The organism is Microbulbifer agarilyticus S89 (assembly GCF_000220505.1).
GTDB classification, from domain to species: domain Bacteria; phylum Pseudomonadota; class Gammaproteobacteria; order Pseudomonadales; family Cellvibrionaceae; genus Microbulbifer; species Microbulbifer agarilyticus_B.
In genome coordinates this window covers 33,668-48,135 of record NZ_AFPJ01000025.1, presented here as the reverse complement: position 1 = coordinate 48,135, position 14,468 = coordinate 33,668, and the positions used below count along the sequence as shown (strand labels likewise).

13 protein-coding genes and 1 other RNA gene are annotated in these 14,468 nt (G+C 58.0%); 7 read left to right on the top strand and 7 right to left on the bottom strand.

Annotation, left to right across the window (positions count from 1 at the left end; all coding sequences use genetic code 11):
• Window positions 1-97 precede the first annotated feature (97 nt).
• Window positions 98-2,551 (bottom strand): ABC transporter permease, encoded by a 2,454-nt coding sequence (locus AS89_RS0107460; RefSeq protein ID WP_010131870.1) that lies wholly within the window; start codon window positions 2,549-2,551, stop codon window positions 98-100.
• Complete coding sequence (locus AS89_RS17135; protein WP_010131869.1) at window positions 2,551-3,291, bottom strand: ABC transporter ATP-binding protein; 741 nt, start codon at window positions 3,289-3,291, stop codon at window positions 2,551-2,553. Before AS89_RS17135 ends, AS89_RS0107460 begins: the two co-directional genes overlap by 1 nt.
• Before the next feature lie 57 nt (window positions 3,292-3,348).
• On the opposite strand from AS89_RS17135, the gene AS89_RS0107450 reads away from it, so the two are divergent.
• The 4 genes from AS89_RS0107450 (at window position 3,349) to AS89_RS0107425 (ending at window position 8,113) form a co-directional block, all read left to right on the top strand.
• Window positions 3,349-4,050 (top strand): arylesterase, encoded by a 702-nt coding sequence (locus AS89_RS0107450; RefSeq protein WP_010131868.1) that lies wholly within the window; start codon window positions 3,349-3,351, stop codon window positions 4,048-4,050.
• Window positions 4,051-4,311: 261 nt separating this feature from the next.
• Complete coding sequence (gene ttcA, locus AS89_RS0107445) at window positions 4,312-5,268, top strand: tRNA 2-thiocytidine(32) synthetase TtcA (RefSeq protein ID WP_010131867.1); 957 nt, start codon at window positions 4,312-4,314, stop codon at window positions 5,266-5,268.
• 790 nt (window positions 5,269-6,058) lie between these two features.
• Window positions 6,059-7,534, top strand: coding sequence for a sodium/proline symporter PutP (putP, locus tag AS89_RS0107430; protein ID WP_010131865.1), 1,476 nt, complete (start codon window positions 6,059-6,061; stop codon window positions 7,532-7,534).
• Between the two features lie 66 nt (window positions 7,535-7,600).
• Window positions 7,601-8,113 carry a macro domain-containing protein gene (locus tag AS89_RS0107425; RefSeq protein ID WP_010131864.1) on the top strand — a complete coding sequence of 171 codons (513 nt, stop codon included), beginning with the start codon at window positions 7,601-7,603 and terminating at the stop codon, window positions 8,111-8,113.
• A 163-nt stretch (window positions 8,114-8,276) separates the two neighbouring features.
• On the opposite strand, the gene AS89_RS0107420 is transcribed toward AS89_RS0107425, so the two are convergent.
• A complete protein-coding gene (locus AS89_RS0107420) occupies window positions 8,277-8,918 on the bottom strand; it encodes a nucleotidyltransferase (RefSeq protein ID WP_010131863.1) in 642 nt (213 codons plus the stop codon).
• Between the two features lie 13 nt (window positions 8,919-8,931).
• Window positions 8,932-9,375 (bottom strand): HD domain-containing protein, encoded by a 444-nt coding sequence (locus AS89_RS19090; RefSeq protein ID WP_010131861.1) that lies wholly within the window; start codon window positions 9,373-9,375, stop codon window positions 8,932-8,934.
• A gap of 203 nt (window positions 9,376-9,578) precedes the next feature.
• Here AS89_RS19090 and AS89_RS0107410 point away from each other — a divergent pair, with 203 nt between their 5' ends.
• The gene (locus AS89_RS0107410; protein ID WP_010131860.1) at window positions 9,579-10,043 is read left to right on the top strand and encodes an Mpo1 family 2-hydroxy fatty acid dioxygenase; all 465 of its coding nucleotides are present in this window, start codon (window positions 9,579-9,581) and stop codon (window positions 10,041-10,043) included.
• A 102-nt stretch (window positions 10,044-10,145) separates the two neighbouring features.
• Here the strand turns inward: AS89_RS0107410 and AS89_RS0107405 are convergent, their stop codons facing one another.
• Window positions 10,146-10,631, bottom strand: a complete 486-nt coding sequence (locus AS89_RS0107405) for an Lrp/AsnC ligand binding domain-containing protein (RefSeq protein WP_010131859.1) — start codon at window positions 10,629-10,631, stop codon at window positions 10,146-10,148.
• 279 nt (window positions 10,632-10,910) lie between these two features.
• Here AS89_RS0107405 and ald point away from each other — a divergent pair, with 279 nt between their 5' ends.
• Window positions 10,911-12,056 (top strand): alanine dehydrogenase, encoded by a 1,146-nt coding sequence (ald, locus tag AS89_RS0107400; RefSeq protein WP_010131858.1) that lies wholly within the window; start codon window positions 10,911-10,913, stop codon window positions 12,054-12,056.
• Window positions 12,057-12,305: 249 nt separating this feature from the next.
• Here the strand turns inward: ald and AS89_RS0107395 are convergent, their stop codons facing one another.
• Both AS89_RS0107395 and AS89_RS0107390 read right to left on the bottom strand, forming a co-directional pair.
• A complete protein-coding gene (locus AS89_RS0107395; RefSeq protein WP_010131857.1) occupies window positions 12,306-13,022 on the bottom strand; it encodes a 16S rRNA (uracil(1498)-N(3))-methyltransferase in 717 nt (238 codons plus the stop codon).
• Window positions 13,023-13,040: 18 nt separating this feature from the next.
• The gene (locus AS89_RS0107390; protein WP_010131856.1) at window positions 13,041-13,931 is read right to left on the bottom strand and encodes a 6-carboxytetrahydropterin synthase; all 891 of its coding nucleotides are present in this window, start codon (window positions 13,929-13,931) and stop codon (window positions 13,041-13,043) included.
• A 303-nt stretch (window positions 13,932-14,234) separates the two neighbouring features.
• On the opposite strand from AS89_RS0107390, the gene ffs reads away from it, so the two are divergent.
• Window positions 14,235-14,331: signal recognition particle sRNA small type (ffs, locus tag AS89_RS18415), an RNA gene on the top strand.
• Window positions 14,332-14,468 lie beyond the last annotated feature (137 nt).

The following is a 14,468-nucleotide window of genomic DNA, read 5'->3' as shown; positions in this document are numbered from 1 at the left end:
GACGCTTCTGAAAATGCATCCCCGCTCACTACCTTCGCATTTAACTTTTTACTTCGCTAGCTTTCTCGTTGTTTTGCTAACAAAGAAAGCTGAATGTTTAGGCCAATTCGCGCAAGACCTTGAGCGGAGGCTGACTGACTGCACTTCTACATGCCAGGGTGCCGGCAGTACCCACCAGCAACGCGCCGGCCAGAGGTCCAATCACCCACAGCCCTGGATGGAACTGGAAGGGCATGTCGAATACCCGCTGGGTGAGCACGGCCAGTGTGGCTTCGGTGCCGATGGATGCCAGCAGGCCGGCGGCTACGCCGAGCAAGCCGAATTCAATCATCAGGCTGCGAATCAGCAGCTGGCGACGGCCGCCCAGTGTGCGGATTACCGCGGCTTCCTGCAAGCGCTCGGCAATACTGGCGCGCACGCCGGCAACCAGTACCAGCACGCCGGCGACGAGCATCAGTGCGAGTACGGACTCCACGGCGATGGCCACCTGGCCAATGGTCTCGCGGATGTTCTCGAGAATTTTATCCAGTTCGATGATGCTGACGCTGGGGAAGTTTTTCACCAGTTCGTTGACGAACAGTTTGTCTTCCGGCGGCAGGTAGAAGCTCTGGATGTAGGTGGCCGGGAAGGTGTCCAGGCTGCCGGGGGCGAACAGCATAAAGAAGTTGGGGCGCATGCTGTTCCAGTCGAGGGTGCGCAGGCTGGTGATGGTGGCTTCGGTTTCGAGGCCGCCAATGGAGAAACGCAGTACGTCACCCAAACTCAGCCCCAGTCGCGCGGCGACTTCTACTTCCACTGATACGCCTTCGTTCAGGTCTTCGCTCCACCATTCGCCGGCAACAATTTTATTGTCCGCGGGAACGGTATCTGTCCAGCTGAGGTTGAGTTCGCGGCGGATCGAGCCGTCCTTCTGCTCGCGTTCGTTCACCGGGGTGCCGTTCACCGCGATCAGGCGGCCGCGCACCATGGGGTAGAACTCGGTGCCCTCGAGGTTTTTGCCTTCAACTTTTTGCTTTACGCCGTCCAGCTCGTAGGGAGCGATATTCACCAGGAAATGGTTGGGGGCATTTTCCGGCAGCTGCATCTGCCATTCGTCGATTAGCGCGGTGCGTGCGTAGAACATGGCGAGCATGGCCAGCAGCCCGGTACCGAAGGCGGCAATCAGCAGGGTATTGAAGCCGGCGCGGCGCTGCAGGCTGCCGAGCGCAATGCGCCAGCTACCGCCCAGGGAAGCGAGGCGACCGCGTACCAGCAGTCGGTTCACCACGGCGGCACCGGCAATCAGCAGGCCGAGACCGGCGAGCAGGGCAAGGGTGATGGCGAGGCTGCCGGACAGCCACCAGATCAGCAGCAACATTGACAGCGGGCCGGGAATCAGGCCGAGCCATTCGCGCTTGTCCGGGTTGCTCCAGTCCTGACGCAGGGTCTGCATAGGGTCGGTCTGGGCCAGGCGGAACAGCGGCGGCATGGCGAAACCGATAACACAGGCGACGCCGGTGGCGAGACCAACCCACAGCGGCTGAATCCCACTGGGTGGCGGCGCAACCGGGAAGAAACCTTCCAGCAGGTTTACCGCCTGGGCCTGAATCAGTGAGCCGATGGCCAGGCCGATGGCGGTGGCAATCAGAGCGAGCGCGGTCATCTGGCCGATATAAATACCGAGGATTTTATTTTTGCCGGCACCGAGGCTTTTCATCACTGCCACGTAGTTGGCGTGACGCAGGCCGTAGCGGCGTGCGGCGAGGCCCACGGCAACACTGGCGAGCAGTACTGCGAGGCTGGCGGCGAGGAACAGGAAGCTCTCGGCGCGATCCAGGGTGCGCGCCACCCGCGGCTGGCCTTCTTCCAGATCGATCACGCGCTGGTGTTCGGTGAGCTGCGGTTTCAGCCAAGTGAAGTAGCTGTTGAGCGCGGCATCGTCACCGGAGAACAGGTAGCGATAGGTCACGCGGCTGCCGGGCTGCAGGATGTTGGTGGCGGCGAGATCCGACTGGTGCATCATCAGGCGCGCGCCCATGGAGAAGAGGTTGGCGCCGCGATCCGGCTCGTGGTCGAGGATGCCGGTAATGGCAAAATCGCCATCGCCCAGCTGTAGCTGGTCGCCGATTTGCAGGTCCATCAGCGGCAGCAGGCGGGCTTCCAGCCACACCTCGCCGGGTACCGGGCCCTGTTGCACCGTGCGCGGTTCATCGCTGGCGTTGGCGCGCATTTCCAGGTGGCCAACCAGCGGGTAGGCGTTAGTGACGGCTTTCACCGAGGCGAACTGGAATTCATCACCGGCGGAGAGCATCGAGGCAAAGGTGGTGGTTTGTGCCTGTTCGAGGCCCAATTCTTCGGCCTTGCTCAGCCATTCCTGCGGCACCACCTTGCTGCTCTGCACGACCCGTTCTGCGGCAAGAAAGCTCTGCGACTGGATGTGCATGGCGCGGGTGAGGCGATCGGAGAAGTGCGCAATCGCGGTGACACAGCTAACAGCGAGGACCAGTGCGGTGGCGATGAGGGCCAGTTCGCCCCCGCGCCAGTCGCGGCCCAGTAGTTTCAGCGGCAGCATCAGACAGACACCCCCGCCTGGTCGCCCAGGTAGTTGTCGGGCAGGTCGGCGGTGGTGATTTCACCGGCCGCCATCCGCAGGTGTGCGCCGCAGCGCTCCGCCAGACGCTGTTCGTGGGTGACCAGTACCAGGGTGGTGTTGGTCTCTTCATTCAGCTTGAACAAGAGGTCAATGACCTTTTCACCGTTGTGGGCGTCCAGGCTGCCGGTGGGCTCGTCGGCGAACAAAATGCCGTTGTCGGCGGTCGAAGAGTCGTTGGCGATGCTACAGAACGCTCTGGCGATAGCCACGCGCTGCTGTTCGCCACCGGAGAGCTGGCGCGGGTAGTGGTGCAACCGGTGGCCGAGACCAACGCGCTCGAGGAACTCCTGCGCACGTTTGCCGGCGTTACGTTCTCCGCGTAGTTCACTGGGCAGCATGACGTTTTCCTGCGCGGTGAGGCCGGGCAGCAACTGGAAGGTCTGGAATACGAAGCCGACGCAGCGGGCGCGCAGTGCCGCGCGCTGTTCTTCGTCCATCGCGGTGATTTCTTCGCCAGCCAGCCAGATCTTGCCCTCGGTGGGGCGGTCGAGCCCCGCCAGCAGGCCGAGAAGCGTGGATTTACCGGAGCCGGAGGCGCCGGTGATGGCGAGGCTCTGGCCCATTGGGAGTTGCAAGGAAATGTCGTTCAGGAGGGTCAGTGGGCCCTCACTAGTGCTGACTCGGTGGTGTAGGTTTTCGGCTTTTAGCATCACTGACATGGCAAGTCCCTGGAATTTCTGCAAAATGCGCTTTAGATGAATAGTGGAGAGTATGACATGGCGGCGGTTTTTTTCCGGAGTCTTGTGCCCGGTTTCATCTCGCGTGGCCTGCTGTTGATCGTTTTAGTTTACGCGGCAGCAGTCAAAGCGGATGAGCAAGGTGCGATGGAATCAGGCACTTTGTTGGTGCTTGGGGACAGTATTAGCGCGGCCTACGGCATCGATGAGCGCGACGGCTGGGTACAGCTGTTGCGCGACCGCCTGGCGGAGCAGGATCTGGCGGTGAAGGTGGTGAATGCCAGTGTGAGTGGCGAGACGTCTGCGGGCGGCCTGGCGCGCTTGCCGCGCCTGCTCAGTGAGCATGGGCCTGACTGGCTGGTGCTGGAACTCGGCGGTAACGACGGTTTGCGCGGTTATCCGCCGCGGATGCTAAAGCAGAATCTGGTGCGCATGGTGGAGATGGCGCGGGAGCAGGGCGCCGAGGTGCTGCTACTGGGTATGCAGATGCCGCCGAATTACGGCAAGGCGTATACCAAGGCGTTTGCCGAGGTTTTTCCGAAGGTAGCGGCGGAGCAGAAGGTGCCGCTGGTGCCGTTCTTCCTGGAGACGGTGGCGCTGTTAGATGGCGCGATGCAGACCGATGGTATCCACCCCACGGCGAAAGCGCAGCCTGCGCTGCTGGACCATGTGTGGCCCTGTCTGGAAATTCTATTGAAGGGCAATGTGGACACCCGGTCCGATAGTTTGTGCACTTCTTGATCGGAAAGCGTACAATCGCGGCCTGATTTTCGTCGGGCCCCGCTTTGGTAGTGGGGCTCCGTAGATGGTTCCGGGGCGGCACTGCCACCGGGGAAACCACTGCGGGACATGCTACGAGTTCATCCATGAACGCTCGGCTGTGGCCATCCCTGGCCACAGACGGTCCCGCACTGGTTTCCCCGGTGTCAGCGCCTGCGCATGCAAGTATTCACTGCTGTCTGTCCCCCGGGTAATACCGCACGTTATTTTCGAGATTTACCCATGTCTGACCTGGAAAACCGCCGCGACCGGCTGGAATTCAACAAGCTGCAAAAGCGCCTGCGCCGCAATGTGGGCAAGGCGATCGCCGACTTCAATATGATTGAGGAAGGCGACAAGGTGATGGTGTGCCTGTCTGGTGGTAAGGATTCCTACGCGATGCTGGAAATCCTGATGAACCTGCAGAAGACCGCACCGGTGCACTTTGAGCTGGTGGCGGTGAATATGGACCAGAAGCAGCCGGGCTTCCCCGAGCACATCCTGCCGGAGTACCTGCAGTCCATCGGCGTGCCGTATCACATCGTGAACAAAGATACTTACAGCGTGGTGAAGGAAGTGGTGCCGGAAGGCAAGACGACCTGTGGCCTGTGTTCACGCCTGCGCCGTGGCACACTGTATGGTTTTGCCGAGGAGATCGGTGCGACCAAGGTGGCGCTCGGTCACCATAAGGATGACATTGTCGAAACGCTGTTCCTGAATATGTTTTACGGCGGCCGCCTGAAAGCGATGCCGCCGAAACTGCGCGCAGACGATGGCCGCAATATTGTGATTCGTCCGCTGGCGTATTGCCGCGAGACGGACCTGATTGCGTTTGCCGACCACAAGCAGTTCCCGATTATTCCGTGCAACCTGTGTGGTAGTCAGGAAAATCTGCAGCGTCAGGCGATCAAGGGCATGTTGAACGAGTGGGATAGGAAATATCCCGGCCGCAGCGACAATATTTTCGCTGCGCTAACCCGGGTATCGCCATCCCAATTGGCGGATCGCGATCTGTACGATTTTGAGAGCCTGGAACTGGACCGCTCTAAACCCGCGCCTGCGGTGGACGCGCGCGCGATTGAGCAGTATGTCGATTCCTGGATTCCTGAAGACGCTCGCGATGAGGAGCCGGAAGTTTCTCCAGCAGCTTCTCCGGAGGAGCCGGCTCAACCGCTGTATATTGAGGCGCAGAATCTGTAGGCGATTCGTCCTCGATCAGTAGCGTATCGGTTTTTTGCACAGCCGCGGTTTTTACCGCGGCTGTTTCGTTTTCGGGTTCCGGCTCTAGTTCTGGTAGGGCATTTTCCGACGGTCTTACCAGCTTGGCGTAGCTGTCGACGAAGTCCCGCAGGCGCGCGCTGGGGCCGTGGTGAAAATGTTTCTTCCACAGCTTCGCCATACGCGGCAGATCGGTGGTTTCCACGCGTTCGACGCCGGCGGCGCGATAGATCAGCCACGCAATAGCGGTGGCGTAGCGCAAGTTGGTGGCGAGTTCTGTGTGGGGGTGCTGCAAAAAGTCGCGCTGGCTGGCAAGGCCGCGCACCTTGGAGGCGAGCGGCGGGAAGTTGATTAGGTATTTATCCCAGATCTGGCGGTGCGTGCTCGGCAGAATCTGGAAAATACCCATGCCGTGGCGGCGCCCCTGCTTGAGGTGAAAGCCGAGCTGGGATTCCTGAGCGGCGGTGCCCAGTAATAACGCTTCCATCCCGGGGGACCAGGCACGGAGCTGCTTTAATGTGGGACGAACGACGAATAAACGCAGCTCATCCAGGCAAATACCCATAGTGTTTAATTTTTCCCTGTGTACTCAGTCTGAAACCGCCGTCCGTGGTAGTTTGCACAAGCTGTACATATCCATGGTTTAGTTTGCGGATTGAGTAACCGCCAGTGAATGGGTAGATTTACGCGCAATAAAGACCAATAACGACGGAATCAGCCTAATTTTTCACCAAAAGAGGCTGGGTCTGCCAATTCTGACGGGGAATCCCACATGTCTGGACAATGGCTTGTCGCCCTTACCTTCATTGCCTATCTCGCGCTTATTCTTGCGATTGGTGTCTATGCCTACCGTCGCACCAAGGATGCGAGCGATTATTTTCTCGGGGGGCGTTCGCTGCCGCCGGCGGTGGCGGCGCTGAGTGCCGGTGCCTCCGATATGAGTGGCTGGTTGCTGCTCGGATTGCCCGGTGCGGCTTACGCCAGTGGTCTTTCCTCTGCGTGGATTGCGTTTGGCCTGTTCGGCGGGATTGTGTTGAGCTGGACCATCATGGCGCGCCGCCTGCGTATTTACAGTTTTGCACTGGATGATGCGCTGACGGTGCCGTCTTATCTGCACCGGCGCTTCGATCTGACGACGCCCTGGCTGCGCACCGTGTGTGCGTTTTTCATCCTGCTGTTTTTTCTTTTCTATGTGGCGTCCGGTTTGATTGCCGGCGGCAAGCTGTTTGAGACGGTGTTTGGCTGGGATTATCAGTGGGCGGTGGTGATCGGTGCGATTGCGGTGATTTCTTACACCCTGTTCGGCGGCTTTCTCGCGGTATCCTGGACGGACGTGTTTCAGGGGCTGCTGATGAGCCTGGCATTGCTGATCGTGCCCATCATGATCATCGCCGACGAAGGTGGCTTGGGTGGCGCCTGGGCACAGATGCAGGCGCAACACCCGGAATTAATGCACCTGATGACGGATAAAACCGGCTCGGCGCTCGGCGTTGCAGCCATTTTGAGTTCACTGGCGTGGGGCCTGGGATATTTCGGTCAGCCGCATATCCTGGCGCGCTTCAAGGCCCTGCGTCATCCCGACGATATGCCGGCGGCGGCGAGTGTGGCCGCAATTTGGTCGCTCGCGGGATTCCTCGGAGCCCTGAGCGTTGGCCTGTTTGGACACCTGGAACTCACCCAGGCGCTGCCCGATGGCGAACGTATTTTCATGGCACTGGTGGAAGCCCTGTTCCATCCGCTGATTGCCGGCATTCTGCTCGCGGCAATTCTATCGGCGATTATGAGTACCGCGGATTCCCAGCTGCTGGTGTCCTCAGCGGCCCTGGCAGAAGACATTTACCACGTCTGGTTCGGCAAGCAGGTTTCTTCAGAGCATCTGGTTGTGGTGGGCCGCTGGGCGGTGGTGGCGCTGTCCCTGATTGCTGTGGGTGTGGCCATGGACCCGGATTCCAAAGTGCTGGATGTGGTCGCTTATGCCTGGGCAGGGCTGGGGGCCGCATTCGGTCCGGCGGTACTGATTAGCCTGTACTGGTCGCGTATGACCGGCGCCGGGGCCATCGCCGGGGTGCTTGTCGGGGGTATAACCGTATTGGTTTGGAAACAGCTCTCTGGTGGCATCTTCGATATATACGAGCTTTTACCGGGTTTTGTCCTCTCCGCAGCTGCTATTGTTTTAGTTAGTGCCGTGACGCATTGCCCCCAAAGAATTTCAACGCGCCACCGTCAAATACTGGGGCAAAAGCAGTAGTCCGATTGCGGTATGAGTGCAACGTTGCACTGATTGACTGGTGGTGCCGCGGCTGGAGTAGTTAGAGTGATCGAAGTACACCTCGGTGATATCACTCGGTTGCATGTGGATGTGATCGTCAATGCAGCCAACCAGAGGCTCCTGGGTGGCGGAGGCGTTGATGGTGCCATTCATCGCGCGGCCGGTCCGGCACTGCTGGAAGCCTGTCGGGCTATTGGCGGCTGCCCGGTGGGCGAGGTGCGCGCCACGCAAGGTTACGGTCTCCCGGTCAAACGCATTTACCACACGGTAGGGCCCGTGTGGCGCGGCGGTAATTTGGGCGAGCCGGAGCTATTGGCCAGCTGTTATCGCCAGTGCCTCAATCTCGCCCGCCGTGAAAACGCCCACACGCTCGCCTTTCCCGCGATCAGTTGCGGGGTCTACGATTATCCCCCTGAACTCGCTGTCGAAGTCGCTGTGGAACAGGCACAGCAGCACCTTGACCGCGACGGCGGTCCGCGCCACGTGATTTTCTGCTGCATTGATGAAGATATGGCCGAGCTGTATCGCATGCAGCTGGATGCCTGCGTGCGGAGATAGCTATGGCTGCCAGGCTGGTGTAATCAGCGAGTCTACCAATTCTCTCTGGACCTTCTTCTCAGTGTGATGCCCGGCTTAGCCGGGCCGCACATGTTTCTTGGCGGTACCTCTCGGTACCGTTTCTCCCTCCGGTTCTTACTCTTTAAGAAACTAACTCATCGGACTATTCCAGCTGGCCATCTTGTCGAAGGTAGTCTTCCCAGTGTTCATCTGTAATCAATTGGCGAACCTTGCCTGCGTTCAATCGTCGTATTGGTTTGCCGTCGGTACTCGATCTGCCAACCACGCGTATTTCCCGCTCTGGGTAGATAGATAGCTCCACAGGAAACTCGAAGTCTAGGTGGATGTGTTGGTACTCGATCAATTTGCCGTTTGCACGAATACACACTGTATCGCGATCAAACTGCCAGTCGAGAGCATGCAAATGATGTTCAAGTACCTCAATTTCATCGGTAAAAACATGTAGGTCGATATCACTTCCTTTCCGGATCCGACCGGTACTTACTGAGCCAATTAGGCGAGGGGAGAAGGGCTGTAATCGCTCCATTACCTCTAGTGCGAGTAAACGCATACGAAATAGCAATTGTTGGTGGCTTGCAGGGTCTGCTGCTTGTCCGAGCGCATGGACTGCTTCAGAGATTTCGCCGTTCGAGGGCAAATACTTCGGGTTGTATTTGTACTGTTTACCAATGATGCGCCTGGCGGCGATACGTTTTGCATCGAAGTACTGATTTACTCCTTCATGCACCATTAGGCGGGCTGCCTCCTGTTTGATCAGGTGGCGGAATCTTTCTTCCTTTTTCATGAATCAGGCGGCGTTAGGCCGCGATTAGAGAATCGTAAGCCATTAAAATTGTGAGAGCCTCTTCGGGAGTGATGACGTGTGCCTTCGGGTCCCTTCCCTCTACATCGAATCGGCGGAGTTGTTGCAGTCGAGAGAAGCGGGGCTGGCCAACGTACTTGTGCCGAGTGTGCCGTGGGGCTCTCATTAGATCCAAATGGTGTCGCACAAGCCAAATTACTTCGTCACACACCACTCCGCTCAGCATTTCTGCCCCAATTCGTTCATGACCGCGGGTATCTACTGCTTTGCCAACATCGTGCAATAGTGCGGCTGTCCAGAGCATTGGGCTGGTCGAGTTTCGGTAGGCTAGATCGAAAGTTTGGAGCGAGTGGAATAGGGCATCGCCCTCTGGATGATACTTCGGGTTTTGCTGAACGCCATCGAGGTCGTGGAGCAGGGATAGGAGATAATCGTACAAAAGGTGTCCAGTCGGTGCTGGCTGTCAGGAATTGAAGCCTGATCTGTGTATCAGGCGATTGGAGTTTAGATGACCGAAGTATGCTGGGCAAAATGTTTGCCTGAACTTCTTACAGCTTTTTCTGTGACCGTTTGGTCTTGCTGGGTTCTGATGTACCATCAAATTCTAGCCAATCCATATAACAAACAAGGCGAGGGAAAACGATGCGTACAGCAGAGCAATGGTTCAGTGAATACGGCGAGAGCCATCAGAACTCCACCAACAAGGCCATCCACTGGATCGCAGTGCCGGTCATTTATTTCACCGTCGTGGGCCTGCTTTGGTCCATTCCCCAACCCGACTGGATGGCAGCCTTGCCCTGGCTGAACTGGGCGGTGGTAGCGATGGTGCCCACCATGCTGTTTTATATGCTGATGTCCTTCCCGGTGGCACTGGGCATGATCGCACTTTCGCTGATTTGCCTGGGTGTCTGCAGCGGACTGGAGCGGGCCGGACCGAGCGTGCTCTGGTGGTCTGTGGGGCTGTTTGTGGTGATGTGGGTGTTCCAGTTTGTCGGTCACCATATCGAGGGCAAAAAACCCTCTTTCCTGAAAGATGTGCAGTTTCTGTTGATTGGCCCTGCGTGGGTAATCGGCTTCCTGTATCGCAAACTCGGCATCAAGTACTGAGTTGTTTAGCGAGCACCGCGGACTCTGGATTTCCGCAAGAAGGTGCTCGCTTCCTGTCTCCGTGACTTTCTCTATTTCGTCTCTCTTCCGTCGCTCTCCCGTTCAGCGGTTGTAGTGCACGGGTACCTCCAGGGTTTCTTTCACCTCTTCCATCACTACGTAGCTGGTGCATTCCTGCACTTCCGGCAGGGTCAGTAGGGTTTCTCCGTAGAACTTACGGTAGGCGCCCATATCGGCCACCCGGGCTTTGATCAGGTAGTCAAAGCTGCCCGATACCAGGTAGCACTCCTGCACCTCTGGTAGCTCGGCAACGGCGTTGCGAAACGCTTCAAAGGCATCTTGAGCAGAGCGGTTCAGACGGATCTGCACAAACACTACCAGCGCGGCGTCCAGGTATTCCGGGTTGATCAGCGTGGTGTAGCCCTGAATCACCCCATCGCTTTCCATCTTCTTGACCCGCTCGACGCACGGGGTCGCGGTAAGGCCGACTTGACGAGCCAGTTCTGCATAGCTGGTGCGGCCGTCCTTCTGCAGAACACGGAGAATATTACGGTCAATGGTGCTGAGTTCGTTGGCACGTCTTTTCATGCTGGTCTCTTGCTGCAGTTCTCTTCTGGAAGTTTCCGCAAATTTTCCTGACCAAGTCCGCTGCGGCACGTGAACTGGGCAGGCTTGACTTGGCTACTGGTCAAAAAGTGGTTCTGGATGGCTGAAAAATAGTCTTTTCGGCACTTTGCTAGTGGATTCCACTAATCATAAATAAATATGTGTAGAAATCCACTTCAAAAGCGCGCCTATACTGCGGAAATCCAACAAGAACGCAATGCGCACTCGACGGCGCTGACAGAGTAATTGAGGAGATTCGCTATGTTAATCGGTGTCCCAAAAGAGATTAAAAACCACGAATACCGTATTGGCCTGACGCCTTCGAGTGTTCGCGAACTGATTGGTCACGGTCACGAAGTGATCGTACAGAAAGACGGTGGTGCATCCATCGGCTTTACCGACGAAATGTATGTCAGTGCCGGTGCCAAGATCATCGACACTGCGGAAGAGATCTTTGCCACTGCCGATATGATCGTGAAGGTAAAAGAGCCTCAGCCGCACGAGTGCGAAATGCTGCGTCCTGGCCAGCTGCTGTACACCTACCTGCACCTCGCCCCAGACCCCAAGCAGACCGAACTGCTGGTGAAGTCTGGCGCAACCTGTATTGCATACGAAACCGTTACCGACCGTTTCGGCGCGCTGCCGCTGCTGGCTCCGATGTCTGAAGTTGCCGGCCGTATGTCCGTGCAGTGCGGTGCTCACCACCTGGAAAAAGCTCAGGGTGGCCTGGGTGTGCTGCTGGGCGGCGTGCCGGGTGTAGCACCGGCCAAGGTACTGATTATTGGTGGTGGTGTAGTAGGTACCAACGCAGCCAAGATGGCTCTGGGTATGGGTGCCGACGTAACCATTCTGGATCGCTCCCTGCCGCGTCTGCGCCAGCTGGACGACATTTTCGGAGGCGCGGTACGTACTGAGTACTCTACCGACGACGCAATTGAGTCCCACGCGCTGGAAGCCGACCTCGTTGTTGGTGCGGTACTGATTCCGGGCGCTGCTGCGCCGAAACTGCTGACCCGCGACATCATCAGCCGCATGAAGAAAGGCGCCGTTGTGGTAGACGTGGCGATTGACCAGGGCGGTTGTTTCGAAACTTCCAAGGCAACCACGCACCAGGAGCCGACCTACGTAGTTGATGGCGTTGTGCACTACTGTGTTGCCAACATGCCGGGCGGTGTTGCACGTACCTCCACCATGGCCCTGAACAACGCAACCCTGCCGTTTGCGGTTGCCCTGGCGAACAAGGGTGCCAAGCAGGCACTGCTGGACGACGCCAACCTGCTGGAAGGCCTGAACGTGCACGCCGGCATGGTGACGTACAAGGCGGTTGCCGACGTGCTGGGCTACGAATACGTAGACCCGAAACTGGCACTGCAAAAGTCTGCGGTTGACGCGGGTGTTGCCGCTTAAGCCAATCTATTCATTGTCACGTGATGGAAATGGCTGGAGCGTGGTGTGAGATTTCAAATTAGGGAAGTCTCTGCCGCGCTTCGCAAAAGGTTCTCTTCTGGGGCAGCTTCACGCCCCACTCTGTGAGACCCGGCAGCATTGTTGCTGCCATTATGGCCGCGCTTATTAGCGCGGCTTTTTTATGTCTGAACGTTTATGTCTGCAAGTTTGGGAATTGTAATTGGAGAGAAGAGTTAGCCTGCTGAAGGACTATCTGGCGGGAAACAGGCGGCTGAGTAGTACGGGCAAAGCGGTTTCCACGCGCAAAATACGCGGCCCCAGGTGGACCGACTGAAACCCGGCGTCCTGCAGCTTTTCCACTTCATAGGGGATAAAACCGCCCTCGGGGCCGACGGCGAGTGTCGTTTGCTGCTCGATATCCACCGGGCAGGGCGCGTCTGTCACCGGGTGTGCAACCAGCTTGAGTGACTGACCGGCAATCTCTGGGAGTTCGTCTTCGACGAAGGGTTTGAAGCGCTTGCGCAGATGGATTTCCGGCATGGCGGTATCCACGGCCTGCTCGAGCCCGAGCACGCATTGCTCGCGCAGCTTTTCTTCAGCCAGCCACGGGCTTTGCCAGTAAGACTTTTCTACCCGGTAGGCGTTAATCAGATAGAGTTTTTTAACTCCCAGTGCGGTGGCGTGCTGAATTGTACGCTTGAGCATTTTGGGGCGGGGCAGGGCGAGGATCAGGGTCAGTGGCAGTGGCGCCGGAGGTTCACTCGCAAGTGACACGGTCATGGCGATGTGGTCTTCACTGCGCTCGGTGATTTCGCCTTCGCCAATCTGGCCGTTTACCTCGCCAACTTTGAGGTGGTCGCCAACTTCGGCGCGCTGTACTTCCACCATGTGCTGGAAGCGACGGCCGCGCAGCACTACCTGGCTGGAGGATTGAAAATCCTCGGGCTCCAGTAAGATTAGGTTCATTGAGTCAGATTCACGGAATTAGTGCCCGGCGAACGCGAACGCGACCGCGCCTTTGCCGATGCCTTCATAGGCGCGCACGGTAATGTGTTTGCCGGCGTTTTCTGCCGCGAGTACATCGGCGATGTACTGTGCGAGTTGCTCAACCGTGGTGTCGCAGTCGAGGATCTCACAGCGGTTCGCAGGAATGGTCAGAGTGAATTCACCCTGTTGCGCCTGGTAGGCAAAGTGCAATTGTGTGGGTTCGCCCTGCGCCTCTTCACCTTGCGCCTCTTCACCTTGCGCCTCGTCACCGGTGAGGTCTTCTCTGGTGCCGAGGTAGATATCCGCCCAGCGTTCCGCCCACTGGGATTCCAGTGTGTGGCTGCGTTCGCCATCAACGTCGATACGAATGCGCGAGCGATGGCCGTGGGCGATGCGCTGGCAGTTGCCATCGTGCTTTTTCAGACCGTGACTGTAGTGGTAGAAGGGGCTGTCGATGGGCTCCACGCTAAAGCTCAGGCTGAGCTTGTCCACACTGGTCGGGAAGATGCCGTCCAGTTCATTCACGCACCATTCTGCTACAGATTCGGGGGTAATCGACTCCACCGCAACCAGGGCGAAGGCCTGGGCCGGGCCACCCACGGTGATGTGCTCGCCGTCGGGCAGGGTCCAGGTCAGCTGAATCTGGTCGCCATCCTGCTGCATGCTCAGGTGCGGAGAGCGGGTCGGTACCAGCAAGCGGTGGTCCAGCTCGTGATCCAGCCAGTTGCGCAGGGTTTTCTTGACGATGCCGAAGTCACACACCATGCCCTGGTGGTCCAGCGCACCGTCGAGGGCGGCATTGGCCAGCCAGGTTTCACCGACAACACCCCGGGTGTGGTCGAGATAGCTGAAGTCCACATTGGTGAGACTGTCGACGAACAGGTGCATAGGAGACTCGGTAAATTCGCTGGAGTAATCGCTAGATTAGGGTAATCGCTGGAAATGGGCCCGGATCGGGCGCGGCACATTATAGCTTTTTTATGCACGCAATTTGACCTGTCCCCGGCACAAAATCACGTAGGGCGATTAACTGCAGAGCCGAAGGTGAAAACAAAGGCGAAAATAGGGGCTGGAACCTGGCGGCAGGAGTCTCTATAATCGCGCCCTCTTCGAGCGCAGTGGTGTGTATTTGCGATTCTTGCAGTCACAACCGCCAGTGCTAATCTGAGTGCTCGAACGTTGTGGCGGCCCTTCCGGTCTCCTCGCAATGATCAGCTGTGAACCCCGCCAGGCCCGGAAGGGAGCAACGGTAGCAGTGACATCATGTGCCGAGGGTGTGCTGGTTGGGCTGCCTCCATTTCTTCTCTTTTTCTCTTCTTGTGTTCGGCTTCCCGCATCGCGTACGGCTGTCTGCCCGCGCGCTACTGCAATATTTTTCTCTGTTTCTGCGGCTCGTTGGGGAATTTGGTGCCGTTGTGTTGTGCG

Coding starts and splice junctions, on each gene's coding strand:
- AS89_RS0107460 (WP_010131870.1), bottom strand. CDS start 2,551: ATGCTGCCGCTGAAACTACTGGGCCGCGACTGGCGCGGGGGCGAACTG.
- AS89_RS17135 (WP_010131869.1), bottom strand. CDS start 3,291: ATGTCAGTGATGCTAAAAGCCGAAAACCTACACCACCGAGTCAGCACT.
- AS89_RS0107450 (WP_010131868.1), top strand. CDS start 3,349: ATGGCGGCGGTTTTTTTCCGGAGTCTTGTGCCCGGTTTCATCTCGCGT.
- ttcA (WP_010131867.1), top strand. CDS start 4,312: ATGTCTGACCTGGAAAACCGCCGCGACCGGCTGGAATTCAACAAGCTG.
- putP (WP_010131865.1), top strand. CDS start 6,059: ATGTCTGGACAATGGCTTGTCGCCCTTACCTTCATTGCCTATCTCGCG.
- AS89_RS0107420 (WP_010131863.1), bottom strand. CDS start 8,918: ATGAAAAAGGAAGAAAGATTCCGCCACCTGATCAAACAGGAGGCAGCC.
- AS89_RS0107410 (WP_010131860.1), top strand. CDS start 9,579: ATGCGTACAGCAGAGCAATGGTTCAGTGAATACGGCGAGAGCCATCAG.
- AS89_RS0107405 (WP_010131859.1), bottom strand. CDS start 10,631: ATGAAAAGACGTGCCAACGAACTCAGCACCATTGACCGTAATATTCTC.
- ald (WP_010131858.1), top strand. CDS start 10,911: ATGTTAATCGGTGTCCCAAAAGAGATTAAAAACCACGAATACCGTATT.
- AS89_RS0107395 (WP_010131857.1), bottom strand. CDS start 13,022: ATGAACCTAATCTTACTGGAGCCCGAGGATTTTCAATCCTCCAGCCAG.
- AS89_RS0107390 (WP_010131856.1), bottom strand. CDS start 13,931: ATGCACCTGTTCGTCGACAGTCTCACCAATGTGGACTTCAGCTATCTC.